This is a genomic window from Streptomyces sp. NPDC033229 (assembly GCF_055576875.1).
Window position 1 is genome coordinate 1 of sequence record NZ_JBVIQR010000060.1, and the last position, 24,855, is coordinate 24,855.

Annotated in this window: 18 protein-coding genes and 5 pseudogenes; 13 read left to right on the top strand and 10 right to left on the bottom strand. The window is 70.6% G+C overall.

The features are described 5' to 3' along the window. Window positions 1–152: 152 nt before the first annotated feature. The 8 genes and pseudogenes from ACZ53N_RS32290 to tpg all read left to right on the top strand — a co-directional run. Window positions 153–980, top strand: a pseudogene (locus ACZ53N_RS32290) (pectate lyase family protein); the annotation flags it as partial. 179 nt (window positions 981–1,159) lie between these two features. Continuing rightward, window positions 1,160–1,684, top strand: a complete 525-nt coding sequence (locus ACZ53N_RS32295) for a SigE family RNA polymerase sigma factor (protein ID WP_469144374.1) — start codon at window positions 1,160–1,162, stop codon at window positions 1,682–1,684. Next, window positions 1,684–2,433, top strand: coding sequence for a hypothetical protein (locus ACZ53N_RS32300; protein ID WP_469144359.1), 750 nt, complete (start codon window positions 1,684–1,686; stop codon window positions 2,431–2,433). Before ACZ53N_RS32295 ends, ACZ53N_RS32300 begins: the two co-directional genes overlap by 1 nt. Before the next feature lie 117 nt (window positions 2,434–2,550). Further along, window positions 2,551–3,459, top strand: a pseudogene (locus tag ACZ53N_RS32305) (pectate lyase family protein); the annotation flags it as partial. A gap of 279 nt (window positions 3,460–3,738) precedes the next feature. Further along, on the top strand, window positions 3,739–3,849 hold the full coding sequence (locus tag ACZ53N_RS32310; protein ID WP_469144360.1) for a hypothetical protein: 111 nt from the start codon (window positions 3,739–3,741) through the stop codon (window positions 3,847–3,849). Between the two features lie 284 nt (window positions 3,850–4,133). Then, entirely contained in the window at window positions 4,134–4,526 is a 393-nt protein-coding gene (locus tag ACZ53N_RS32315; protein ID WP_469144361.1) for a hypothetical protein, read from the top strand. 16 nt (window positions 4,527–4,542) lie between these two features. Continuing rightward, window positions 4,543–6,728 (top strand): annotated as a pseudogene (gene tap / locus ACZ53N_RS32320) (telomere-associated protein Tap). A gap of 6 nt (window positions 6,729–6,734) precedes the next feature. Then, window positions 6,735–7,295, top strand: coding sequence for a telomere-protecting terminal protein Tpg (gene tpg, locus ACZ53N_RS32325; RefSeq protein WP_469144362.1), 561 nt, complete (start codon window positions 6,735–6,737; stop codon window positions 7,293–7,295). Window positions 7,296–8,164: 869 nt separating this feature from the next. On the opposite strand, the gene ACZ53N_RS32330 is transcribed toward tpg, so the two are convergent. Then, the gene (locus tag ACZ53N_RS32330) at window positions 8,165–9,205 is read right to left on the bottom strand and encodes a vWA domain-containing protein (RefSeq protein WP_469144363.1); all 1,041 of its coding nucleotides are present in this window, start codon (window positions 9,203–9,205) and stop codon (window positions 8,165–8,167) included. Between the two features lie 473 nt (window positions 9,206–9,678). Here ACZ53N_RS32330 and ACZ53N_RS32335 point away from each other — a divergent pair, with 473 nt between their 5' ends. Beyond that, window positions 9,679–10,542: a DMT family transporter gene (locus tag ACZ53N_RS32335; RefSeq protein WP_469144364.1), complete on the top strand. Its 864-nt coding sequence runs from the start codon at window positions 9,679–9,681 to the stop codon at window positions 10,540–10,542. A gap of 401 nt (window positions 10,543–10,943) precedes the next feature. Here the strand turns inward: ACZ53N_RS32335 and ACZ53N_RS32340 are convergent, their stop codons facing one another. The 7 genes and pseudogenes from ACZ53N_RS32340 to ACZ53N_RS32370 all read right to left on the bottom strand — a co-directional run. Then, window positions 10,944–11,321, bottom strand: coding sequence for a cytochrome P450 (locus ACZ53N_RS32340; RefSeq protein ID WP_469144365.1), 378 nt, complete (start codon window positions 11,319–11,321; stop codon window positions 10,944–10,946). A gap of 69 nt (window positions 11,322–11,390) precedes the next feature. Next, on the bottom strand, window positions 11,391–13,034 hold the full coding sequence (locus ACZ53N_RS32345; protein ID WP_469144366.1) for a PLP-dependent aminotransferase family protein: 1,644 nt from the start codon (window positions 13,032–13,034) through the stop codon (window positions 11,391–11,393). Between the two features lie 1,144 nt (window positions 13,035–14,178). After that, complete coding sequence (locus tag ACZ53N_RS32350; protein ID WP_469144367.1) at window positions 14,179–14,553, bottom strand: hypothetical protein; 375 nt, start codon at window positions 14,551–14,553, stop codon at window positions 14,179–14,181. Continuing rightward, window positions 14,550–15,173 carry an RNA polymerase sigma factor gene (locus tag ACZ53N_RS32355; protein WP_469144375.1) on the bottom strand — a complete coding sequence of 208 codons (624 nt, stop codon included), beginning with the start codon at window positions 15,171–15,173 and terminating at the stop codon, window positions 14,550–14,552. Before ACZ53N_RS32355 ends, ACZ53N_RS32350 begins: the two co-directional genes overlap by 4 nt. Before the next feature lie 324 nt (window positions 15,174–15,497). Then, complete coding sequence (locus tag ACZ53N_RS32360; RefSeq protein WP_469144368.1) at window positions 15,498–16,025, bottom strand: 2'-5' RNA ligase family protein; 528 nt, start codon at window positions 16,023–16,025, stop codon at window positions 15,498–15,500. Between the two features lie 369 nt (window positions 16,026–16,394). After that, entirely contained in the window at window positions 16,395–16,718 is a 324-nt protein-coding gene (locus tag ACZ53N_RS32365; protein ID WP_469144369.1) for a hypothetical protein, read from the bottom strand. A gap of 382 nt (window positions 16,719–17,100) precedes the next feature. Then, window positions 17,101–17,412 (bottom strand): annotated as a pseudogene (locus ACZ53N_RS32370) (hypothetical protein); the annotation flags it as partial. A 487-nt stretch (window positions 17,413–17,899) separates the two neighbouring features. Between ACZ53N_RS32370 and ACZ53N_RS32375 the strand changes: the two are divergent. Then, on the top strand, window positions 17,900–18,211 hold the full coding sequence (locus ACZ53N_RS32375) for a hypothetical protein (protein WP_469144370.1): 312 nt from the start codon (window positions 17,900–17,902) through the stop codon (window positions 18,209–18,211). A 472-nt stretch (window positions 18,212–18,683) separates the two neighbouring features. On the opposite strand, the gene ACZ53N_RS32380 is transcribed toward ACZ53N_RS32375, so the two are convergent. Together ACZ53N_RS32380 and ACZ53N_RS32385 are read right to left on the bottom strand one after the other, a co-directional pair. Then, window positions 18,684–19,067: a hypothetical protein gene (locus ACZ53N_RS32380; protein WP_469144371.1), complete on the bottom strand. Its 384-nt coding sequence runs from the start codon at window positions 19,065–19,067 to the stop codon at window positions 18,684–18,686. A 184-nt stretch (window positions 19,068–19,251) separates the two neighbouring features. Next, window positions 19,252–19,371: pseudogene (locus ACZ53N_RS32385) on the bottom strand (IS110 family transposase); the annotation flags it as partial. Window positions 19,372–19,687: 316 nt separating this feature from the next. On the opposite strand from ACZ53N_RS32385, the gene ACZ53N_RS32390 reads away from it, so the two are divergent. Genes ACZ53N_RS32390 through ACZ53N_RS32400 form a run of 3 tightly spaced genes read left to right on the top strand, consistent with a single transcriptional unit; the run spans window position 19,688 to window position 24,815 of the window. Then, window positions 19,688–21,097, top strand: coding sequence for a pyridoxal phosphate-dependent decarboxylase family protein (locus tag ACZ53N_RS32390; RefSeq protein ID WP_469144376.1), 1,410 nt, complete (start codon window positions 19,688–19,690; stop codon window positions 21,095–21,097). After that, complete coding sequence (locus tag ACZ53N_RS32395; RefSeq protein ID WP_469144372.1) at window positions 21,094–22,020, top strand: hypothetical protein; 927 nt, start codon at window positions 21,094–21,096, stop codon at window positions 22,018–22,020. The genes ACZ53N_RS32390 and ACZ53N_RS32395 overlap by 4 nt, the downstream gene beginning before the upstream one ends. Continuing rightward, window positions 22,008–24,815: a pyridoxal-dependent decarboxylase gene (locus ACZ53N_RS32400; RefSeq protein WP_469144373.1), complete on the top strand. Its 2,808-nt coding sequence runs from the start codon at window positions 22,008–22,010 to the stop codon at window positions 24,813–24,815. Before ACZ53N_RS32395 ends, ACZ53N_RS32400 begins: the two co-directional genes overlap by 13 nt. Window positions 24,816–24,855 lie beyond the last annotated feature (40 nt).

A 24,855-nucleotide genomic window follows, 5' to 3' on the forward strand; every position in this document is an offset into this window, starting at 1 on the left:
GCCGCGATCTGGCACAACCACAAGACCGGCCAGCCCGTCATACGCTCCTTGATCGCTTATGACCACTGATCACATCGGAATGACTCGTCTAGGGGCCGACAGTACGCAGCGTCAACCCCCACAAGGAACGTGCCGAATGCCCCGTCCTTCTCACCACGGTCATCGGCGTGCCGGGCACCGACGCGGGCATCAACGGCGGCAGCCTCGTGGTGCACAAGGCGGACAACGTCATCATCCGCAACCTGACCTTCGCCGACACCCGTGACTGCTTCCCGCAGTGGGACCCCACGGACGGCTCCGAGGGCAACTGGAACTCCGCGTACGACGCCGTCACCCTGCGGGGCGCGACGCACGTGTGGGCCGACCACAACACCTTCACCGACAGCCCGCACCTCGATGCCTCGAACCCGCGGTACTTCGGCCGGGAGTACCAGGTGCACGACGGGGCCCTCGACATCACCAACGCCTCCGACCTGGTCACCGTCTCGTACAACCGCTTCGCCGACCACGACAAGACCATGCTCATCGGCAGCAGCGACAACGACACCAGGCTCCGCGTCACCCTGCACCACAACCTCTTCCAAGGCATCGTGCAGCGCGCGCCGCTGACCCGCGTCGGGCAGGTCCACCTGTACAACAACCACTTCGACACCACACCGCGCAACGGCTACACCCACCAGTACAGCGTGAACTCCCGTGCGCACGCCCAGATCGTGGCGCAGAACAACCACTGGACCCTGTCCTTGGACCGCAAGGCGTCCCAGATCCTGTCGGGCGACGGCACCGGCGCCTTCGCCGGCAGCGGGAACATGGTCAACGGCACCGTCACCGACCTTGTCGCCGCCTACAACACCGGGAACAAGAAGAAGATCAAGCCGGAGGTGACGTGGAAGCCCACGCTCACCAAGGGCCTGGAGCCCTCGGCGGCGGGCCTGCCCGCCTCCCTCGCCCGCACCGCCGGCGCAGGCACCCTCCGGTGACCCGCCGCCCCGGTGCCCCGGCGCTCACGCTCACCCCGCCCGGGCACCGGGGCGTGCCGCACGGGGCGAAGCGACCGGCCCCGCACGACAAGAAGAGAGCTCACCGAATGGCTGGTATGCCCATCTCTCCCTTCCCGCCCGCGGGCACCGGCGCGGGCACATCACAGGGAGACTTGGTCCTGTCCCTCGACGACGCCTCCACGGAGTTCGGCATCTTCTTCGAACACCACCACGCCGAACTGGCGCGCCTCGCCTACCTGCTCACCGGTGAGACGGACGCGGCCGACGACCTGGCCGCCGACGCCTTCGTCGCGCTCTGGCACCGCTGGGACCGCGTACGGGCCGCCGGTCACGCGGTGGCCTACGCCCGCGGCGTGGTCACCAACATGGCCCGTGCCCGCATCCGCGCCCTCACCCGCGAGCGGCGCCGCGTCCACCTCTTCTGGGCCGACCGCCTGGGACGCGCGCACAACCCCGACGTCGCGGCCGTCATGGACGTACGCCAGGCCCTGGCGCGCCTGCCGTTCCGCAAACGCGCGTGCGTCGTGCTGCGTCACGCCCTGGACCTGTCCGAGAAGGACACCGCCCTCGCCCTGGGAATATCCGTCGGCACGGTGAAGAGCCAGACCTCCAAGGCCATGGCCGAGCTGCAGCGCCTCCTCGGGGCGAGCGCCGCCGACGAACTCACCGGAACGAGGAACTGATGGAGGACCTGAAGCGCCTGCTGCGGGAAGCGGCGGCCGCGCACGAACCCGACCGGATGGCCATGCTGGCGCGCGTCCGGCACGGCAAGGCCGGCCACCCCCGTCCCGCGAAACGCCCGGCCGGGCCCCTCTCCTGGCCGCGCGTCACCCTGGCCACCCTGGTCTCGGCCACCGTCCTCCTGGCCGGGGGGTACGCGATCACCACCGTCCTCCAGAGCGACGGACCGGCCCGGAACGCTGCCACAGCACCGCCGGTGCCGACACCGCCCGCCCCCACGGAGAGCACCCCCCTCACCCCTTCCTCTTCTTCCGCGCCCTCCAGCTCCACCGCACCACCGCGCACCCACGCCGGACCGCTTAGGGCAGACGGCTCGATCGACCCCCACAGCAACCCCTACTGGACCCAGAGCAACATCACCCTCGAGACCGGTGCACCCCTGGGAGCGCTCACCGTGGAGGTCCGCATCGCGCCGACGGGCGCCGTGGCGTCCACCGGCGCCTGGCGGACCCTCCCCGAGGACGACTTCACCCTGACCGTCACCGACGAGAACGGCACCGTGACCTACCGCTGGACCCTCAAGCCAGGCCGGACCGCACCCCCGGGACGCCACATCTTCGCCGTCCAGTACAACCACGCCCCAAGCCACCGGCCCACGGCCGGCGACACCTACACCGCGGCCGTCACCACCACGAAGAACGAGCAGTACACCGTCACCGGCGGGTTCCGGCCGGCGAAACCGCGGGGATAGCGGACGAGACCTGGCGTCCCGCCTTTTCCGACGAGCACGGCAACCCCATGCACCCCCAGCGGCAACCACACATCGACTGTCTTCTCTTCACGGATCCTCACGGAACGGATACTGCCCATGAGTTCGACCCGCCGCGCCCCCAGCCACCGCAGACCCCGAAAGGCCTTGGCGTTCGGTGTGCCGACGGCGCTGGCCGCCTCCGGGATTCTGGCGTACGGGTCCGTGTTCGGACTGGGACCGGGCGAAGAGGAGAGGGCCGCCGCGGCCGGGGCTCCGGCCCGGGTGTCTGCCGCCGACGGGTTCGCCTCGGTGAACGCCCTCGGCCAAAACGGTACGTATGGCGGCCGGAACGGCAAGGTCGTCACCGTCACGACGCTCGCCGGCCTCGAAAAGTACGCCACTGCCCCGGAGCCGTACGTCATCGTCGTCGCCGCCACGATCACCATGGCCCCCGCCGGCAAGGAGATCAAGGTCGCTTCGGACAAGACGATCACCGGCTCCGGGACCCTGGGGCACATCGCCGGCGGCGGCTTCTTCCTCGGCCGGGGCGTTCACAACGTGATCATCCGCAACCTGACCATCAGGGACTCGTACCAGGGCGTGTGGAACGACAAGGCGCACGACTTCGACGCCATCCAGATGGACGGCGCCCACCATGTGTGGATCGACCACAACGACCTGCGGCACACCGCCGACGCACTCATCGACGTCCGCAAGGACAGCAGTTACGTGACGGTGTCCTGGAACAGGCTGAGCAACGCCAACAAGGCCTTCGGTATCGGATGGACCCAGAACCTCGTCACCGACATCACGATCCACCACAACTGGATCCGCGAGACCGAGCAGCGCAACCCGTCCACGGACAACGCCGCCCACGCGCACCTCTACAACAACTTCATGGAGGACGCCCCGGGCACGTCCATCACGTCCTCCTACGGCACCTACGCGCGCGGCAGGACGCGGATGCTGCTGGAGAACTCCTTCTTCCAGGGCGTGAACAACCCCGTGATCAGGGACCACCGGGCCCCGGGCGATGTCTTCCTGCGCCCTCCGTTCCTGGTACACGCGTCCCAGCCGCACATGGCGCGCGGCCGCACTTCAAGGCTCAGCCACGGCTGATGCCGACCGCGCCTTACGTCCCGGCACCGCGCCACCGCCGCTGCGAAGAAGGGGCCGGGCCGGGACGTGTTTTCGGCGCGATCGACTCGCTGCTCGCTGCTCGCCGCCGTCGGTCCCGAGGCCGGGCTCCCGGCATCCGGGCAGCGTCGGGGCTTACGAGAACGGGCCCGCCTGCCGAAGGCTCAAGTGGCCCGCGCGCTCGGGGTGAGCCCGAGCACGATCACGGGGTGGGAGAAGAACAGGGGCCTGGTCGGCGAGCTCCGCACCCCATACGTGTACCCGCCCACGAAACCGTAGACGAGGCCGGCGGCCAACGACGTCTCCGCCTTGCGGAGCTCGAAGTGGTCACCCACCCACAGCGCCCCGAGTGCCCCACCGACCGCCAGGACGAGATACACCAGCCTGACACGGCGCAGAGGAATTCGGGGCTCCCGCATGACAGGCAAACGACGCGACTGACGTCCAACGCTCCTGGCCTGCGTCGTCGGACGGCCGGCTTCCCAGGCGGCCATGAGCCCGGCGCGCAGCCAATGGAACAACAATATGTTGTTTCGTTTCAGGATTCAGGTAGGGTGACCGGTATGGCTGGTGATGCTCAGGGTGAGGCCCGTCAGCGGTTGTCCGACCTTGTGGACTGGAACGGCGTTGCGGCCGGCAAAAACCTGGCGCGCCGCCTGGAGGAGGACGCCGCCCTGCTGGGACGGCTCCTCGCGGCCGCCGCCGGCCCTCTGCACCGTGACGGGCAGATGCCGGACGTGTCCGAAGACGATATGGGGGCGGGGCTCCGGTTGCTGACGGACATGCGCCTGTCGCTGGACCGGCTCGAGGCGCAAGCGGTCATGGAGGCCAGGCGCCAGGGCATGGACTGGCGGCAGATCGCCCAGCACCAGGGTCTGAACTCCTCCCAGGCCGCCTCTCAGCGCTATCAGCGGCTGGTGACCCGGCTCGAAGAGATCCGCCAGGGCGTCAGGTAGAAGGGACAGAGCACAGATGACGGATCAGCCGGAGTTGTTCGCCGCGGTTGACTCCCTGCTCGCCGCCGTGGACGGCGGCGCCGTGCTGCCCTGTCCGGCGGAGCGGGTCCGGTTGCGGGAGGCGGCCGGGCTGACCCAGGCCGCGATCGCCCAGGCCCTGGGCGCACGGGTGCCGAGCGTCCAGGCATGGGAGGCAGGCCGCGCCGAGCCGAAGGGGGAACGCCTTCAGGCGTACCGCAGGCTGCTCGAAGGCCTCGCCGCCCGCTTCTCCACCCCCGCCTCGGAGGCCCCTGCCGGCAGCTCCGCGACGCAGACGCAGACGCAGACGCTGCCCTCGGACGCGGCCACCGGCACTGCGGCCGAGACCATGGGCCGGCACACCCCCCAGCGCACCACTTCCCGCCCCGCGACCACGGCCGGGCCGTCGCCGGCCTTGCGCCGCCCGGCGGCGAAGAGAGCCACGCCGAAGCCCACGGAGCCCGGCACCGACCCGCGCTTCGCCAACGGCCCGCTCGCGGTCGTCGATGCCGAGGACGGGCAGGTATCGGCGTGCTGCGTCGGCGGCCTGATCCTGGACGTACCCGCCAAGTCCATCCCGGCCCTGGTCGACTGGACCCTCACGGAGGCGAAGCTCGGGCAGCCGAAGCTGGCCGGGCCGGGCAAGGACGCCGACCCCCTGATCGTGCTCACCGAGGCCGCGTACGAGCGCTACGGCCTGCCACCCCACCTCAGCGAGGAAGAGCGCCTGTCCGGTCGGCTGCCGGAGGACCACAAGGTCATCAAACAGCTGGCACGGGCCCACTGGCAGCTGACCAAGCGCGGGTTCGGGCCGTGGGCGCGGATCTACCGCCCGGCACAGGGCTCGGAACGCAACTGCGTCCAGCTGTGCATCCCGTCCTGGGGCGCCCTCGACACCCGCCACTGGGCTGAGGCCAGGCAGCTACCGCCGGCGGAACTCGCCCGCCTCCTGGGCACCTACGCGGCCCGGGTGATGACGCCGCGCGGCTCCACCGCCGTGACCGGCCTCGAGCTGATGACCGCCCTGCACCCGCCGACCCGAGCCGGCGCACCCGACCCAGACGGCAAGCGGCACAGCGAACACAACCCCGGCAGCCTGGGCAAGGACCCCGTCGACCCCGCGCCGTGCGAGGCCCCCGACGGACACCCGCTGCTCGCCGGCCTGCCGCGCTTCCACCGCCGCACCCCGGCCGAGGCCCTGGTGGAGGAGGCATACGACTGGTCACGCCCGCTCACCGACGCCGAATGCCTCCAACGGCACCTGGTCGGTATCGACGTCAACATGGCCTTCGCCGCCGGCGCGAACGGCACGATCGTCGGCCTCGGTGCACCGACCCACGTCAAGAACCCCGCATTCGACCCGAAGCTGCCCGGCTCCTGGCTGGTCGACCTCTCCCATGTCGACCTGTCCCGCGTGAAGACCGGCAAGGAGTGGCAGCGACTCGAAGCGGGCATGCTGCCCAGCCCGTTCACGCCGAAGGGCACCCGCCCCGAGGGACCGGCCTGGTACGCCACACCGACCGTCGCCTACGCGTTGGAGCTCGGCTACGACGTGACGCCGGCCGAGCGTACCTCCGGTACGACAACGGCCGCTACCTGGACGGTTGGTACAACCGCCTGCGCGACGCGTACGTGGAGACCATGGCCGACCTCGGCGTGCCCGCCGACCTGACGCCGGAGGACTTCCTGGCGGCGATGGACGGCTACCGGCAGCGCGACCCACAGCTGGCGATCGTCGCGTCCGCGATCAAGGCGACCGTCAAGGGAGGCCTCGGCAAACTCCGCGAACGCCCGCGCGGCGAAGGCTGGAAGCCGGGCCGGCCATGGCGCGCCCTGTCCCGTCCGACATGGCGCCCGGACATCCGCGCCGCCGTCATCTCCCGCACCCGCATCAACATGCACCGCAAGATCGTCAAGCACGCGGCCTTCACCGGGCAATACCCGGTCGCGATCCTGTCCGACTGCGCCGTTTACGCGGCCGACGGCCCCTCCCCGTTGGACTTCCTGCCGTACCGGGACGGCAAGCCCCTGCCGGGCGGCTGGCGGCTCGGCGTGTCACCCGGGATGGTCAAGCACCAGACCACCCTGTGGGGCGAGGGCCTGCGCGAGCAGTACGGCCAGGAACTCAACCTCGCCCGGTACATCAAGGACGGCGAGGTCACCAGCAAGGACGACGGGGAGTAGACCGCGATGAGCATCTTCGGGGACGGCCTGGACAAGGCGGTGCAGCGGGCGTTCACCCGCCCGATCCCGAAATCCGCCGGCGCGCAGATGCGGTACCTGGTCAGGCAGCGCAAGGGCAGCACGAAAGCCGTCGCCGAGCTGCTCGGCATCACCCAGCGAACCGTCGAGCGGTACGTGAAGGACCAGATCAAAACGCCCCGGCGCGACCTCGCGGCCCGACTGGAGTCCGAGGTCACGCGGCGCTGGCAGCCGCAGGTCCGGGCCCGGGCCCGGCAGCGGGCGGCGACCACTGGCGGCATCGTCATCGACACCCGCGCCCGCCTCGGCTACACGGCCCCGATCGGCAGCACCGACCAGGACCGTATCCGCCACCTGACCGTGGCCCTGCCGCCGCAGTACGCCGCTCTCCTCTTCGACGCCCAGGAACAGGGCGCCGGCGAACAGCAGCTGCGGGAAATCGCCGCCAAGGCGCTCAGAGAGGTCTACTTCCAGGACTCCGGCCGCCGCGCAGGCAGCCTGGAGGAGGTGCGCTTCACCGACATCGAGCACCTCGACTTCGACCTGTAGGCCCCGAACAACTGCGAGCCGCCGCCGAGCCCAGTGAGCCCAAGCACGATAGCTGTCACCAAGATCTGCTTGTGGTCACCAGGCGAGTGAGGCCGCTGAACGGGAGGGCCTCACGTTGAGCCCACGGGCCCTTGACGGCGCCGAGGCGGCGACGCCCGGTTGGCTCGCCGCCGTCTCTGGACGGAGGGGATTGACGGTAACGACATGCCCATGGCGGGGGAGTGCGCCCGGCTCGCCGCCCGGTGCTCGGCCGTCGCCGAGGTCAGCTCCGCGCCACGTTCCCAGGCCGCCGGGATCGTGTTCAGTGGCCTCGGGACCGGCAGCCGGAGGACCCGGTGGTCAGGCACATGGACCGACCGGGGGCAGGCACTGACCTCGCCGAAGGGGCCTCGCACGGGCTTCATGCCCGTCCCGGCTGCCGATATCGAAGGCGTTGCTGCGCCCTGGCGTCTTCGTTGCGAAGGAAAGAAGACGATCTTGCCTTCGAAGTTGTGATGGTGGGTTGGTGGTTCGGTGCCGGCGCCCGGTCTCCCGGCCTGGGGGCGTGGTGGTGGACCGGTGGCCGGGTGGCGAGTCGAGACCGACGGTGCTGACCGGACCCTCGCCAGGCGGGCCGCCGCGCGCCTGTGACAGGCGTGCTGCCGGTGCCCGCGGCAGCACGCGGCTGAACGGGGCCGGGCCACGGCCGGTCACGGGCGGGCGGTGCGGGTACCGCCGGCCCCACGGACCACGCTGGGGCCATCGGCGTGAAAGCGGCGGCGGCCTCAGCCACACGCACGCCCACGCCGCGCCCGCAGCCGCCGACCCTGATGCCGGCAGGGCGCCCGGAACGACCAAGCCTCTGGCACCCGCCGGAGACTTCCACGGCGTCAGACCATGAGCAGCAGCCGCGTGTTCGGTACGAGCTTCCGGTTCACACTGGTGCTCTGCACGAAGATGGTGAAGTCGTCGTTGTGGTCCGGCTTGACGCGGACTTCCACGCCCGGCAGGCCGAGCAGGGCCCGGGCCTCGGGCCCCGTGTACACCCGGTCCGTCTTCTTCTCCAACACCGCGATCTGCTTCTGCGCCTGGATCTTCTCCGACTTGCTCAGCTGATAGAACGCACCACCGGTGCGGTAGCTGTGCCCGCATTCGATGACCCAGTCCCGGATGGCCGCTGCGCGAGCCACCGGGATCAGCTGGTACGCCGACACATCCACCGGGGTCAGGCCGGCTGCCTTGACGGTGTCCTTGTTGACCGCCTCTGCGCCCGTGGAGAACATCGCCCGCGATCCCCGGATGCCCTGGGCGCGGCCCACCATGAACTTCTCGGTGGCCTGCTGGATGACCTGCCCGGCCTCCTCCAGCCCCTGTGTGCTCGTGGCGTCCCAGATGGCAATGTTGTCCTTCGGGAAACCGCACTGCATGGCCTCGCGCCTGCCCATCTGGTCCGGCACCAGGACGGCCAGTGTCCAGTTGTCCTGCTGCGTCCTGATCATCTTGGACACGGCCTCAACCAGTTCACGCGGATCCCCGGCAGGGGCATCCGGGCAGCGATGACTTACGTTCTCCTGCCCGTCGGTCAGCACGAACGTCAGGAAGCTGTGGTCTCCGTACAGTTGAGCTGTCTGCGCCAGCTCCCGCTGCGATGTGAGCGTGGCCGCCAGCAGAGCCGTCATTCCACCGACCCGGTACAGCTGCTTCAGGGACGGCATCCGCAGCACGTCCTTGTCGTAGATGACGCATTCCACCCTGTCTGCGAAGACGTACACCGTGACGCGGGTTTCCTGGTCCAGTTCCTGCGACCGGCGGGCCAGATAGGCAATCTGCTGGTCGGCGACTTCGACGACCTTGCGGGCCAGGTGCGACATGGACGAACTGGCATCCAGCACAAGAGCAACGTGATTGATGTAGTTCTGGTTTCCGGACATGAAAGCTCCCCCTCTTCCCGACTCGATGCTCCTACCGTCCCACCCCCCACTGACAATCGCTCTCGGCTCCCGGACGGGGTGAACGGCTTCCTGGCGAACGTGCAGGTACCGGCCCGTCACTGCCGCACGGCAGGAACGACGCCGACCGGGAGCGCCAAGGGCAGGACCAGGCCCTGCCCGAACAGACGGCCGGTGGCCGGCTCTCCTGCGCACCCGTGCCGGGCAAGCCCAAGGCGACCCGGGGCAGGCCCGTGTTGTCGGCGGAGGCTGGGCGACTGGGGCGCACGGGCAGGGACGAGGAGCCGCTGTGCGGCCGCCTGGCCGAGCGATCGCGACGTTGATCGCCGGCGTTGCGAAGCGTGGCGCGGCCCATCGTGCGAAGTGATGCCACTCCGCGCGCCTTGCCCGTGAGCGCGCCCGGCCGTGTGATCGTCATCACCAGTGAAGGACACGCCACCGGAGGAACCCGTCTCGTGCCAGCCGCGCTCTCCGCGCTGTTCGCCCTCCTGGCGGCCGTCGGCAATGCCACGGGCACGGTGCTGCAACGCGTGGGCGCCCGCACCGTGCCGCACGGCGACGCCTTCAGCTTCCGGCTGATCCGGCACCTGCTCCACAGCCCGGCGTGGCTCGCAGGCATCGCCGTGATCGTCGGTGCCGCGGCCTGCCAGGCACTGGCCCTCAACCTGGGCTCGTTGTCGCTGGTGCAGCCCATCCTGGTGACCGAACTGCCCTTCACCCTCCTCATCGCCTCCGCCTGCGCCCGCCGCCGGCTGCCCGCGGCCGGATGGGCGGCGTCCGCCATGGTCGCCGTCGGCCTCGGCCTCGGACTCGCCGCCGCCGCACCGTCCGGCGGCCACAGCGCGGTCCCGGCCGGTACGTGGGCACTGGCCCTGCTGGCCACGGGAGGAGCCATGACGCTCTGCGTCCTGGGCGCCCTGCCGAGGCCGCGCGGCCCGCTCCGGGCAGCCCTGTTCAGCTCCGCCTCGGCGATCGGTTACGCCCTGACCGCCACCCTCATGGCGGCCGCCACCGACGTCTTCGAGCGGGAGGGCGCCGGAGCGTTCTTCACCGCCTGGCAGTTCTACGGTTTCGTGGCCACCGGCGCCTGCGCACTCTTCCTCCTCGCCAACGCCATGGAATCCGGCCCACTGATCGCCTCCCAGCCCGCCCTCACCCTCGGCGAAGCCCTGGTCAGCCTCGCCCTGGGCATGCTGGTCTACGGCGAACGCGTACGCACCGGTTGGTGGCTGCTCCCGGAGGCAACCGGAGCGGTGCTGGTCACCTGGGGGGTACTGATCCTGCCGAGGGCCGACGCGAAGAGCCCGTCCAAGCTCTGATGAGGGCCGGCGCCGCAATGACGCTAACTGTCCCGGCCGGTCGTCGGCTGCGGCCCGGATCCGGCCGGCCAGGACGCGCAGGTCCCGGTGCAGCCCCAGCCTCCGTGTGTAACAGTCCGCCAGGCCGGCCACCGTGGTCCGTACATCTTTCGCCTTCATCCGCGCGGCCCCGGGCGACAGATCGGATGGACCGGCCGGGGGCCTCGAGCGGGCCGGCGCGACTCTCCGATTGCCGGTGGCAGGCGCCAGTGCGACGTCCTCCGTTGCTCCGGGCCCGAGCCCACCGCCCAGCCGTACTCCGCGCTCATCGCGACGGCTCAGGACACGATGCGGCTGAGCGGGGCATCTCGGCCCCGACCGGCGGGAGCGGAAGCGTGAAGGGGCCGGTCCGCGGGCCTGCCTCAACCAGGCGGGCCCAGCGCTGCCGCCCGGCCCGCAAAGCCGCCGAGGCCGTCCACGCGAAGGCGTGCGGTGTAGCGGGCGGCCCAGCCGGCCAGGCGGGGCGGCTCCGAAGGGTCGGGGCGGACGCCGGGGTGGACATCGAGGATGCCGGCGACCAGGCCTTCTACGATGGCGGGAATGAACGCGCGCACGAGGCAGGCGTGTTCTGCGTATCCGAAGGTGACCAGAGGCTGCCGCCGGCGGCGGAGGTCGAAGGTGTGGGGCTGCTCGAACACCGTCTCGTCGCGGTTCGCGGAGCCGATCGCGGCCAGGACGTGTGCACCGGCGGGCAGGCGTGTGCCGCCCAGTTCCCGTGCTCGCGGCCGGTTGCCCCGCACGCGGGGACATGCGGGGCAACATCGCCAGGAGGCGGGCGGGCGGTTGCGGTCCGGCTGCCCGCCTACGGGTCAGCGCTGGTGGGGGAGTGGGGGCCGCTGGGCGTCCTTGTCCGCGGAACGGTCGAATGCTCCGGGCTGGGAGAGGTCCTCGAGGAGCTCGTCGATCAACTCCTGGGTGACGTGCGGCATGACGTAGACGTGGCTGTAGTCGTGGCGGCGTCCACCGAGATTGAGCGGCACGCAGGCCAGCGAGTACTTCTGCGTGATCTCAGCCCGCGGCTGCTGGAACCAGACGCTGAGCGCGTGATCGCCGTGACCGACCTCGATACCGTCCTCCGCCCAGGGCTCACCGCGTTCTTGCAACTGCTCGCTCAGCCGGCGCAGGCGTTCGGCCGTGTACTCGGCGATCCGCAGGACCTCGGCGGCCTGGCGGGTCTGCTGCTCCTCGCTGAACTGGGCGAGGTGGTTCCACATGGCCAGGGAGGCGAAGCCGCTGCGGGAGCCGGCGAAGGTGCTGTCGGGGGAGGAGACGACCGCCGGGTCGGACGGCGGGCGCAGCTTGGATCCCGCGCGGGACATGTAGATCCCGGTGGGGACGGGCGCGCCGGGGTACTTGTGTCCGCTGGTGACGATCGAGGACACCTCGGGGATCCGGAAGTCGAAGACCGGCGGCGCGGTCTCGATGAGCCCGCTGTCGCGGGCCTTCTCCAGGTAGGGGGCGTAGGCGCCGCCGAGGGCTCCGTCGACGTGGATCCAGTACCCGTTGCGGATGCTGGTCCGGGTGGGGTCGTCGGGGTCGAAGCGCACGGTCCGGTCGACGAGGCCGTGCCGCTCGAAGACGGGTCGCAGGCGCTCGCAGGCGCCCTGGACGTCGTCGTAGGCGCCCTTGAAGACGCTGCCGATGTTGAAGTTGACCAGGACGGGGTGGCCCTTGGCGGCGAAGAAGTCCACGAGGGCCACCAAGGCGTCGACATCGACCGTGCCCGGACCCTCGTCGCCGCCGGTGGTCGGGACTCCGCCGAGCGGCCACCCGTTGTACGTCTGCATGCCGGTGCCGGCCACATCGATGGGGCACTCGCCCGGGTAGAGGCTGCCGCCCAGGTCGTAGAACGTCGGGATGTCCAGCACCCGCATCGCCTTGATGTGCGAGTAGTGGGTCTCCTGCGAGAAGAACGCCACCGGCATGTAGGCGTTGGGGTTGTCGTCGGGGTGCTGGGCCCGCAGGTAGCTGGTGCGGCAGCTGGCATCGCCGGAGACCTCGTCACGCACCAGGGCGTTGCCGTCCAGGTAGTCACGGGCGTTCCACATGGCGTACAGGTTGCCCTCGGTGCTGCCCATGGACAGCACGTATCCCCACCCGTCCTCAGCACCAGGACGGGCCGGGTCCTCGGGCAGCGGGGCGTGCCACAGGCGGGCGTAGTGCTCCAGGACCGCCCGCTCCAGCCACCGCGAGTGCAGGCTGTAGTTGCTGTCGACGAACGGGTCCCCGATGTTGTTGATGTGGTAGCCCAGGAACCGACCCAGCGCGGCGTGGCCGTCGAGCGACAGGTTCACCTGATACCCCAGAAGACGCCCCCGCTGCCCGCCCAGGTACCTCTCCAACTTGGCAAGGACCGCGGTCCGCTGCTCATCGGTGTAGGCCTCGGTGCCCAGCCGGTAGTCGTCGTTGGCCGGCCGTGCCGTGAGATGCGTATCGGAGTGTTCGGTAATCATTCCATGTCCGATTCTGAGCGAAATGGAGAACCTGCTGCGGGCGGGGATCGCCGCCAGGCGCCAAGGGTCTCGGAAATCGCTCGGATCTGAGAGGGGCAGGTGGTTGCGCGAGTCAGCCGCCTGTACGACGGTCGACGGGCGGTTGCCGAACGGGCCGGTCGCCGCCTGTCGTTGAACTGTCGAAGCAGCGGTTGCCGCGGAGCGCGGGTGCCCTGTCCAGGAACTCGCGGTGCACAGAATATGCATGACGCGCCGCCCCGATTGCCCGCCCTTCCATATTTATCTCCATCTAGTTATTTCAAGTGAAAAGCGTTTGGCGCCGGCTATCCGGGAGTGCCCTCAGGGGCAACGTTTCGGCAACTCCCGGAAAGGCGGCTTTGCATCGCAGGAGTGTGCTGTAGTCGCGTTCCTTTCCGCCCGGGACGAGTCCCTGCCGTCGTCAGCTACGGCCTGCAACCCGGCCCGCGCCCCTGCCGTCCCCGCCCGGAGCCGGCCCGGACACGCTGCCGAACACGACGGCGAGCAGATCGCCCATCTGACCGGTCACACCCGCGCGGTCGCCGCCGACGTACGACGCCGCACCGACCGGATACCCAAGGACAGCGGCCCCGGGCGCTCGCCGACGTCGCCCAGCGCGAGGCAGAAGACCGGCTGTCCGCGACGCCCGAAGGCACCAGGAGCTGTGCCGACAACCGCGCCCGCCTGAGGGCGCAACACCGCGTTGCAACACCGCGTTGCAGCCACACGCATGAGACCCCGGGCGCTGTCAGGACAGCCCGGGGGACTCTCGCTCTGCACTGGTGTGTCCGGCCGGTTCAGCGACCTGCCGGTGGAGCCGGTCACGCCCAGTGTGCCTCTGGGTGGTGATCCGCTCGATGTCTGACACGGAGGAGAAGAGGCGGGGACAGTGGGCGGCCGAGAGGCCGGCGGACCAGCCCTACGGCTGCGCTCCGGCGTGGCACGAGACGACGTGCCACGGGTCCGGCGCGGGCAACGGGACCGCCGCGAGCTGGAACAGGCAGCCCGGGAACACCAGGGCACCGCCACCGGACCTGACCCACACGCCCTTCCTGCCGACCCCAGGCTGTGCTCACAGGGTTTCCTGATCCCTGGACGAGTCATTCCGAATGATCAATGGCCGTGGTCACCGGGAAGCAGCCGGGACGTCGATACGGGCTGTCGGCTCGCCCGTGGCCTTCGCCGCCGGGGGCACCTTGGCAAGGGTGCAAACGCCGTCCACACACTCGCGCTCCAGACGGCCGAGAGAGATGGTCTGCGCCAGGCCGACCATCCAGCAGGTAGGGCAACCACGAAAGGCGATCAGGGCCAACGGGGCCGCCAGCAGGGTGGCCGGCCCGGCGACGGGCACCAGGGCGATCGAGCCGACGATCAGGCCGAAGCCGATGGCGCCACGCGCCAGATGGCGCGGGACGGACTTGCTGGCGAACTTCATCCCGGGCGCGGCGGACTGCGCGGCGACCCGGACCTTCGCGCCCTGCGCGGGCTTCACTGTGTTCACGGTCGTGAGACTCCTCCGACTGGCTGGCCGATAGCTTGATCGCGCGCCTGATCGGCGGCTCGACCGAGTGGTTGCTCCGTCACTGCCAGAGAGCGCCGCAGCGCTGCGCGTGCTCTGTGCAGCCGCGACTTCATCGCGGCGCTGCTCAGACCGAGCGAATGGGCGACGGTCTTGCCGGGCAGGCCCTGTACGTCCCGCATGATCAGGACCTGCCGCTGGTCACGGGGAAGGGCGCTGACCGCAGCCGCGATGCGCTCCGCCTCCAGCCTGTGCAGCACCGCGTCCTCGGCGGACGGTTCCGCAGCCGCCCCCGGTTCGGCTGTCGCCTCCTCGCTCCGCGGGACAAGCAGCCGTACCTGCCGGAGGCATTCGTTGCGCACGATCCGGAACATCCATGAGGCAAGCGCGCCCGTGGCCCGCAAAGTGCCGATCTTCCGATAGAGGATGATCAGCGCCTCCTGCGCCGCGTCCTCCGCGTCCTGCGGGGAGGAACACAGCGATATGGCGAACCTGCGCACATGAGGCTGCGATTCCATGACAACGGTGGTGAGCGAAGTGACGTCGCCGTCCTGAGCGGCCTTGATCAGCCGCTCGTCCGGCCAAGTGAAGCGTCGGTTCATCTGAACTCCTGGCAGGGGACTGGTCAGCTTCGGCCCTTGTAGCGCCGCATCAGATGCCAGCTGCACGCGCCCACGAGCAGGGCTCCGATCACTACGAGGCTGGTGACCATCATTGGCGGTTCCTCCCGGTTCTGCCGGCCCGTTCGGCCGGTACACACACAAGAGGCAGGGAGACCCGAAAAGGATTCGCCTCCAGCCGAAGTCTCTTTCGAACCCCACTCCCACAGCCACGGCACACGGGGCGCAAAGGCCGGGAAACGACGGCGAGCACCGCGCCACGTCGTCGAACCGGCCGCGGCCAGGGGCAGGACCGGCGGGCGGTGTTCACGGCCCGTCCGGGACGCCGAGCGGCGCGGTCAACCGCGACTGCCAGCCTTCCTTCGTCAGCACCACCAGCTGGACCGCCGCCGCACGGGTGCGCAGCGGCAGCAGGCTGCCGACCGCAGCGCGGACATGGGCGGCAGCCGTCGGGTTGTCTGCACCCATAGCGACCGTGACATGGGCGGCGGGCCGCGCCCCGAAGCGGCCCCCGTACGGGCGCAACCCGGGCCACTGGGCACGGAACGCATCGACGATCGGCTGGAGTCCCGGAACGGTGACGGCGACGAAGCCGGACGCCGTCACGACCTCCTCCAAGAGCTGATCAGCTGCCGGAAAACTCGCCGCCAGGGAACGCACGCCCTTCTCGTCCTGACCCGTCAGCACCGATTCCGGCACGAACGGGTAGAGGAGCGAGACGTGCGCCGGCACCCCACGACGCACCAGAGCAGGGTCGATACGCCACGCCGCATCGAGAAGCGGGGCGGCATCGGGCAGGACAATGACGACGGCAGTGGTCCCCGGCTCTGGCATGCCGTCATCATCGCAAGCCAGCCCGCTACTGCGCCCATTGCACTCCGAGGAGGGCGAGGCAGACGACTTGGGCGTGCTCGAGACGGTCGCGGCCGGCGCGTCGGCTGGTGATCCACACGCTTCGAGGAGCTGCGGTCGGACAGGTCGTTTCTGGCAGGGGCAGGTGTGACAGAGGCGGGTGTGAGCCGTTGGCCCCCTGCCGGCGGTCAGTGAACCTGCGCAGCGTCGGGACTCGGGTGAGGCAGTACGCAAGTCGTTGCAGGAGGGCCGCCCGGCGGGACTCAAGCTCAAGCAGCTGGCGTTCGCGACCAGGCGCACGCCCTCTCAGGTCTGGACGGGCATCACGTTCCTGCGGAAATTGTGGACCAGTTACCGAGCAAAGCCGGCCTCACAGTCATTGGTGCAGCCCTTTTTGTACTCGTAGTAGGCCTGGATGAACTCCTCGGGGTCCTCATAGCCGAAGATGTCGGTGGGGAACACCTGCTCCTTGCGGGCACCCTCGATGGTCTCGAGTTCCACGTCTGCTTCGACGTCCCCGGGCCCAGGGTCCCCGCCGGGAGCGGAGACGTTGACGCCGGGCGTGACGTCGGCAGCCTGGGCAGGCAGCGCCGACATGCCAAGTACGGCACCGGCAAGGACAGCGGATACGGCGATACGCCGCGAAATGATCTTCACGTCGGTATAACGCTCCACTTTGTCGAGGGTTGCGGCCCGCCCCAGAACAGCTGGTGTCCCCACTGTGGTCCGCCCCGCCAAGTTCATACCCAGGCACTCACCTTGACGTTTAACCTCATGGGCAGTTCGCGCATACCGTTGGCGCGTGAACGATATCGACACCGAAACCCTTGGGCGGGAGCTCATCGGCTGGGACAGCGATGAGCAAGCCGCTCATGTCACTGGCCTGGCCCGAGTCGAGATCCTGAGTATCAGGCACCTGTTCCCCGGCCGCGACGACGATTTTCTCGCGACCGCGGTCTACGAGGTTCCGCCCGCGCTGTATTCGGCAATGCGAAGCGCTATCCCGCACCTGGAGTTCCGTAAGGGGCTGAAGTACCAGATCGGTGGATTCCACCTGTCAGGCCGAGCTTGGCGACCCGCCAATGCGTCGGGGCTTCGTGCCGGCCTTGTGGTGTGCGGGTCGGATGTCGGACTCGCCGGTGGTGAGGACGCGTCCGACGTCGTAACGGGCGGCCGGTCGCCGGTTCTTCGAGCCGGGCGGGCGGCCGCGGCCCGGCCGGGTGGGTTTCGGTGCACCGGCCGGAGAGCCCGACTTCGTGCGCAGGTTTCTGAACCCTCTGCGGACGCAAGCGGTTGTCAGTTGTCCGCGCAGGAGGAACGGGGCACTCTCCATCCGCTCCAGGACGACCCAGGGTCTCGGGCTGTCCGATCAGCGCGTACCGGCCGTGCGAGGCGGGCCGACTGCCCGGCCCGTACGCCCGCAGCAGCTCCTCCAGGCGGGCGCGGCGCTGCTCCACGAACGCCTCCAGGCGCTCGATGTACCCCTCGCGTTCCTCGGTGCGTACCGCGCTGAGCGCGACGTCCAGGAACTCACCGTCCGGCCAGTGGCGCTCGCCGGGCCGCGGCCAGGGCCACTGGGAACCGCTCCGCGACCGCCAGGACGTCCTTCGTGTCCAGCGGCTGGGCCGGGACCGGTTCCTCCACCGGCGCTTGGGGTCCGCCACCCCCACCTGATCGGTGAGGCGGATCACAGATGGGCGATTATGCACATCGATGGTGGCCAGTAGATCATCGTCGATGGGCCTGGCGGGGGCATAGGCCTTTCCGACCCCCACCTGAGGGGGGTTCGCCCAGCCGCCCGCGAAGGCGATTCGACAGGCGAGTCGCCGATCTCATCCACAGAACGGACACGTGAAGTGAAGTTCTCGATTGTGCGCAACAAGATAGCGGCATCCGTCGGCGCCATTGCCCTGACGGCGTTCTGCGGCGTCATGACGGCCTCCCCCGCCCAAGCCGCCAATCCGGGCTACCACTGCACCAACTGGAAGTCGACCAGCCATGGCTGGAGCGCCGACTGCACCGTGACCAGGGGCATGGCGCGCGCGATGGTGGGGTGCTGGGACGGCACGTCGCACTTCGGAGCATGGAAGGGGCGCGGTAACTGGAAGTTCGGCATGAGCTGCGGCAGGAGCAAGATGGGCGAGTCCGGCGTGGAGTGGAAGCCGTAACACCAGATTCCGGGTCCGCTTCAGCTCCGCCATCCGCACTGCCGCCCTGTGCCTCTCGGCAGGGCCCGCAGGATCCGTCCCGTCCTCGTCGGTGGCGATCAGTTCACCCAGCTGCTCGTACGTCAGGCCGGTGGCCTCCCGGCGGACTTCTACCCGGAGCTCGGCGGCGCTGCGCGCGCTGCCGTCATGTCGGTCCTCCGGTCGGTGCTCACGCTGTGCCTCCCTTGTCTGCCCGGGTGCGGCGGGCGACCCCGTCCGAACCGCGTACGGGGCCGGGCGCAGTGCCGCGAGTGGAGAGCGCCGGCCTTTCTCCACCGCGCGCAGCTGCTCCCGGTCGACGGCTGGGTGCGGAGGGCGGGGCGTAGGACCGCCTGGGTCGGAGCCTGGGCGAAGTGCAGGCCTGCTGCCGGTGATCCGTGACAGCCAGGGTTGATGCTTTGTCACCGAAGCCTGACCGATGCCGGTGCGGGCGCTACTCGCTGATCATGTCGGCATTCCTGTGGGTCTTCGGTGCTCTCCGGGACTGGCGGGCGAGCAGCTGACCAGCGCCGGCGACGACGTAGAGCACGGCCAACACTCCGAGCACGAGGCCGAGCCAGTCGTGGCCCGCGTCCCTGAAGAGTGCGGCCCATGCCCTGTACCCCGCGACGGATCCGGCAACCACCAGCAAGACCGACGCGACGACGCGCAGCGCTCGCGCAGGCCTGGGCCGCCGGTCCTTGAGCAGCTCGGCAGCCGCACCGAGCGCGACCAGCGCGGCGAAGGCGTGGTGCGGCTCCGGACGCCCCGACCCGATCGCGTCCACGATGTTGATCAGGACTCCGATCGAGCCGACGACCAGGGCGCCCTGGGTCATACGGCAGTTCATCGGTCCCCCGGTTGGCAGTCGAACTTCGGTGGCAATGGATCAATCTTCATTGTCACAGGTCAGCCGGCACTGCGACGCGGCCCCCCGACGCTGCGACACGGCGTCTGCAATACGCCTGCGTGTTGCACCCCTGACCTGCACAAACACCGGCCTGCGGCTCTCCGGGGGGGGGCTTGCCCTGGCCGATCTTCTTGTCGGAGTAGGCCCGGGATGCCGGGTCGCCCAAGGCGGCGAAGGCGGAGAGGAAGAAGGCGCGTTTGAGCTGCCTGTTTCCTCTCCGGGAAGGCTGTTCCTCCCGGCCGTCGCGCAGGACTACGCGCACGCCGGTCCGGTAGACGCCCTCGCGGGCCAGGCAGGCATCGGTGCCCCGCTGCCGCAACACGTCCACGACTCGAAGCGCTCGCTTCTCGTCCATGCGGCCACGATAACGCCGAGCCCGCTGATATGCCGTGCAGCGCTTCGGGCTGGGGGCTCGCGGCGCTGCTGCTCAAGCAGTCCCCTACTTACTGCCTTCGTTCGGGTGATTGCCACCGATTGCCGCTATGAGGTGATTTACCGCCGCTATGGTGATCTGGTCGGGGAGAGGTCCGGCCGGTGCGGGGGTGGGGATGGAGCTGGAGTACTGGCTCGAGAGGGGCGCCGTGGCGTTCCGGGAGTGGGCGCGGACGTACGGGGAGTTCACAGGCCATCCCGCGGCGGCGGTGGACGAGGCGGCGTTCGAGGTGGCCTTCGAGGAGTTGACCGCTCGGCTGCGCGGCAGCTACCCCTTCTTCCATCCCTGTTACGCCGGGCAGATGCTCAAGCCGCCGCATCCGGTCGCGGTCGCCGGCTACGTGGCTGCCATGCTGGTCAACTCCAACAACCATGCCCTGGACGGCGGTCCGGCGACCTCCGTCATGGAGGAGGAGGTGGTCGGGCAGCTGGCGGCCATGGCCGGGTTCGCCGACCACCTCGGGCACCTGACCAGCAGCGGTACGCAGGCGAACCTCGAGGCGTTGTTCGTCGCCCGCGAGAGCCGGCCCGGTGCGGGCGTGGCCGTCAGCAGCGACGCCCACTACACGCACACCCGGATGTGCCACCTTCTGGGCATCCCCGTGCACACGGTGCCGGTGGACGACCGGGGGCGCATGGACGTTGGCGAGCTGGAGCGGCTGCTGTCCGCCGGGAACGTCGGGACGGTCGTCGCCACCACGGGGTCGACGGCGCTCGGCGCTGTCGACCCCCTGCACCGCATCGTCCCGCTGGCGCGCCGGTACGGGGTGCGCGTCCACGCCGACGCCGCCTACGGCGGGTTCTTCAGGCTGCTCGCCGACGGTGACGCGCAGCCGTTGGCCGCGGAGACCGGAGCCGCCCTGCGGGCGATCGCCCGGTGCGACTCGGTGGCGATCGATCCGCACAAGCACGGTCTGCAGCCCTACGGTTGCGGGGCGGTACTGTTCCGGGACCCTGAAGTCGCCCGGTTCTTCCGGCACGACTCGCCCTACACCTACTACACGTCCCGCCGGCCACACCTGGGGGAAATCAGCCTCGAGTGCTCCCGCTCGGGGGCGGCCGCCGCCGCTCTGTGGCTGACGCTCAGGCTGCTGCCACTCACCCGTGCGGGGCTCGGAGGAGTGCTCGCCGCCGGGCGCCGCGCCGCCGTCCGCTGGTCCGGGCTGATCGGCGCCTGCCCGTACCTGGAGCTGTACCAGCCTCCCGAGCTCGACATCATGACCTACTACCCGGCGTCTCCGGCGGACGCGCCGTCCCGGCTGTCGCGCATCGCTGCGAGGAGCAGCGAGGTGATGCGCCGGGGGATGAACGCCAAGGAGGAACCCGTGTTCCTCAGTATCGCCCGGATCCCCGCGGCAGAGTTCACCGCGCGGCACGCGGATGCCGTCGTGGACAGCGACCACACCCAGGTACTGCGCAGTGTGCTGATGAAGCCGGAGAGCGAGCCGTATCTGGAGCAGCTGCACCACCGGGTGGAGAAGCTGGCCAAGGCCGCGTGCGCCGGCCCGCGGGGGAGCGGCCGATGAGCGTTGAGCGGGAGGGCGTGATCCCGCCGGGGACGACGTCGCCGGCGCCGCTGAACCTGGCCGCCGACTCACGCGTCCCGTCCCTCGCTGCCGGTGCGGCGACCGCCGACTACGAGCGCTACTTCCGGATCGTCCGCGGCGCGCCGGACCTCGTCTCCTGGACGCGCGACGTGGTGCGGCTCCAGACGGCCGTCCTCGCCGACCTCCCGGCGACCGGCCTGGACGCTCCCCAGCGCGCCGATGTGCTGACCGGCCTCCTGCACGCCTCCCACATCACCCTGACCGCCTGGCTGCGGCCGCGTTCGCTGCCGGACGAGCCCCCGGACGAGCCCCCGGACGGGGCTCCGGACGGGGCTCCGGACGAGGCCACGGCGACGGGTGCGGATGAGCCCGCCGACGGCCCGGTCGGTGACGATCGCGGCGATGCACTGCGCCGCTGGAAGCTGGGGCACCAGCTCTTCCACCTCCTGCTGACCACCATGAACAGCGTTCTGGACGACATCCTGACCGAGGTGCGCGGAGCGCACTGGGCTTCGGTCTGTCGCGATCTGGAGCGGCTGCGGGCGCTCTACGACGCGGCCACCGCCGCCATGGCCTACGCCTCGGACTTCCCCGCGTCCGTCTACCGGGACGACGTACGGCCCACGATGGAACCGCCGTTCCTGGCCCCGGGGTTCTCAGGGGTCCTCAACCGGGAGCACCAGGTGATGGCGGAGCGGATGCGCGCCCTGCTGGACGCGCTGGGGGATGTGCCGCGCACGGTACCCGTCGCCGCGATCCGCCGTGCGGAAGCACTGCTCCGGGCGGCGCAGCGGCGCAACCGCAGAGCGCATGCGGTGATCTGTGAGCGCTGCGTCCCCGACGGCGCCTCGCTCCTCCAGCAGCACAGGGCCAGGACCGGGGAGCGATCATGGGGCAGCTGACCGGGCACACGAGCGTTGTCTCCGGCACGGTAGGAGACATCGAGGGCGTCGACGCGGGCACCGGCCTGCGGCTGCTGGCCGAGCTGGTCGACGAGGCCGTATGGCTCGACCACTGCCCGTTCCTGAGCGCGTCGTTCGGGCCGGCGCCTGACTGGCTGCGTCATGAACCGGTGTCCGCCTGGCAACCGCTGCCGCAGCCCCCGCCCGGCCACCGGCCGCCTCCCCCCGGCCCTCGTCGCGTCTGCGTGTCCTTCGCCCCCGAGCACGGGGACAACGCCCGCACCTGGGCCCGGACGCAGGGTTACCGGTTGCTCGCCCCCAACCCCGCCGTCACGGCCCGGGCAGCCGACAAGATCAGCGTCACCGAGCTGTTCGCTGAGGCCGGTGTCCCCGTGCCGCCGTTCCTGGTGATCCCCGCCGCGGACCGCGAGCCGGCCGAGACCTACTGGCACGGCCGGTGGTCCCGGGCGGTCGCCCAGCGCAGGGAGAACAATCGCATCGGCCGCGGCACGGTGCCCGTCGCGGGGCCGGCGGGGCTGCGAGCCCGTCTGCAGGCGTGGCCGGACGAACCCGTGAAGCTCAGCCGATTCGCCCCGGGCATCTCCTTGACCGTCAGCGCGTGCGCCGGCCCGGACCGAACCGTCGTCTCGGCGGTCTCCCACCAGCTGGTCGGGCTGCCGGAGACAGCCGCTTCCTGGGGCGCGCACTGCGGCAACCAGCTGGTCGGCCCGGATGATCTGCCCGCCGGGCTGTACGGGCAGGCGCGCTCGGCCGCGCACCGCGTCGGTGACGTCCTGCGGGCGCGCGGCTTCCGCGGCGTCTTCGGCCTGGACCTCGTGGAGGAGAACGGCCGGCTGCTGGCCGTCGAGGTCAACCCGCGCTTCCAGACGGTGGTCTCCCTCGTCCAGGCGGTCGAACGGGCGGCAGGGCTGCTGCCCTGCCTGGGGCTGCACATCCTGTCCTTCCTCCTGCCCGCCCTGCCCCCGTTGGTGACCAGGCCCTTCCCACCGGGTCCGCGCCCCAGCCAGCTCGTCGTGCACGCCGGCGCCGGCACCACCGTGCACCACCTGCCCGCCACCGGGCGCTATCGCCGGGACGGTGAGAAAGTGGCCGGGCCGCTGCCCGGGCCGCCCGACGTCACGCGGCTGGCCGCCGACGAGGCGCTGTGGTGGCCCATCGCCCGACCGGGGCCCCTCGCCACGGGCCAGGAGCTCGCGCTCGTCCAGTTCCCCGGGCCGGTCGCCGACCTGGAACCGCGCCCGCGCCCACGGCCCGGCGCCCTGGCCTGGATCGCCTTCTTCCACCGGCAGACCGTGGGCGGCCCGCCCCCACTACGGCTGGAGGAACGGCTGATGCGCGAGGCCGGCCACCACGCCGTCGAGCTCGTCATCGAGCGGATGACCGCGCCCGGCTCCCGCCCACCCCTGCGCGTCCCCGCGGCCCGCGACCTCCGCGCCGTCCTCGACGAACCCCTCCCCGAGCACGGCACGCACGACCTGCCCGGTCTCCTCGACCACGTGACCCGGCAGGCCCTCACCCAGGCGACCCGCCTCGACCACCCCCGCTGCTTCGCCTTCGTACCGTCCACCGGCAACTTCCCGGCCGTCCTCGCCGACACCCTGGCCTCCGCCCACCTGTCCGTGCCCGGGGCCTGGCTCGTGGGAGCGGGACCCACCCAGCTCGAACTGACCACCCTCGGCTGGCTGAAGACCTTCCTCGGCCTCCCGGACGGCCACGGGGGCCTGTTCGTCAGCGGCGGGTCCACGGCGAACCTCACCTGCCTGGCCGCCGCCCGCGACCACCACCTCGACGGACGGCTGCACAACGCCCGCCTGTACTGCTCCTCCCAGGCCCACCCTTCCGTCGCCCAGGCGGTCCACCTGCTGGGACTCACCCGCGAACAACTCACCGTCCTGCCCGTCGGCGACCGGCTCCGCCTGGACGCCGACGCCGTGGCCGACCGCGTCCGCCGCGACCGGCGCGCCCAACTACGGCCCTTCGCCGTCGTCGCCACCCTCGGCACGACCGGCACGGGGACCGTCGACCCGCTCGACGACCTCGCGGACCTGTGCGAGGCCGAGGGCCTGTGGTTGCACATCGACGGCGCCCACGGCGCGGCCGCCGCCGGCACCCCCCGTGGGCACCACCTGCGCGACGCCCTCGGCCGGGCCGACTCCCTCACCGTCGACCCGCACAAATGGCTCTTCCAGCCCTACGAGATCGGCTGTGCGCTGCTGCGACGGCCGGAACTGCTCCCCGCCACCTTCGGCATGGCACGCCACACCCTGGACGACAGCTACCTCAGGCCGGCCCACACGCCACATCCCGCCGACGCCACGGACGAGGAGGTCAACCTCTCCGACTACGGACCTCAGCAGAGCCGCAGCCTGCGCGCGCTGAAACTCTGGCTGTCCCTGAAGACCTTCGGCGCCCAGGCGTTCCGGCAGGCCATCGAGCACGGCATGGACCTGGCCGAATACGCCGCCGCACTCATCGACGCCCACCCGGACCTGAGGCTGGTCACACCGCCCAGCCTCGCCGTCCTGACCTTCCGCCACCACCCACGCAACACCCCCGCGGTGTGGGATGCCGACGCCGCCCAGAACCACATCAGCCGGAGGGTGTGCACGGACGGCCAGGCCATGCTCCTCACCACCACCGTGCGCGGCGCCACCGTGCTGCGCATGTGCACCATCAACCCCCTCAGCACCCGGGCCGACGTGGCGCACGTCCTGGACCTGGCCGCTCGCTACGGCCGGGAGAACGGGCAGACGTCAGACAATCAGCAGCGCTGACGGCCCGACGATCCGCTCCACGCCGCCCTGCGACGCGCAC

Bases quoted from the DNA above. Each gene is read 5' to 3' on its own strand.
- ACZ53N_RS32300 (WP_469144359.1), top strand. From the start codon at position 1,684: ATGGAGGACCTGAAGCGCCTGCTGCGGGAAGCGGCGGCCGCGCACGAA.
- ACZ53N_RS32315 (WP_469144361.1), top strand. From the start codon at position 4,134: ATGGCTGGTGATGCTCAGGGTGAGGCCCGTCAGCGGTTGTCCGACCTT.
- tpg (WP_469144362.1), top strand. From the start codon at position 6,735: ATGAGCATCTTCGGGGACGGCCTGGACAAGGCGGTGCAGCGGGCGTTC.
- ACZ53N_RS32330 (WP_469144363.1), bottom strand. From the start codon at position 9,205: ATGTCCGGAAACCAGAACTACATCAATCACGTTGCTCTTGTGCTGGAT.
- ACZ53N_RS32345 (WP_469144366.1), bottom strand. From the start codon at position 13,034: ATGATTACCGAACACTCCGATACGCATCTCACGGCACGGCCGGCCAAC.
- ACZ53N_RS32355 (WP_469144375.1), bottom strand. From the start codon at position 15,173: ATGAACCGACGCTTCACTTGGCCGGACGAGCGGCTGATCAAGGCCGCT.
- ACZ53N_RS32360 (WP_469144368.1), bottom strand. From the start codon at position 16,025: ATGCCAGAGCCGGGGACCACTGCCGTCGTCATTGTCCTGCCCGATGCC.
- ACZ53N_RS32380 (WP_469144371.1), bottom strand. From the start codon at position 19,067: ATGACCCAGGGCGCCCTGGTCGTCGGCTCGATCGGAGTCCTGATCAAC.
- ACZ53N_RS32390 (WP_469144376.1), top strand. From the start codon at position 19,688: ATGGAGCTGGAGTACTGGCTCGAGAGGGGCGCCGTGGCGTTCCGGGAG.
- ACZ53N_RS32395 (WP_469144372.1), top strand. From the start codon at position 21,094: ATGAGCGTTGAGCGGGAGGGCGTGATCCCGCCGGGGACGACGTCGCCG.
- ACZ53N_RS32400 (WP_469144373.1), top strand. From the start codon at position 22,008: ATGGGGCAGCTGACCGGGCACACGAGCGTTGTCTCCGGCACGGTAGGA.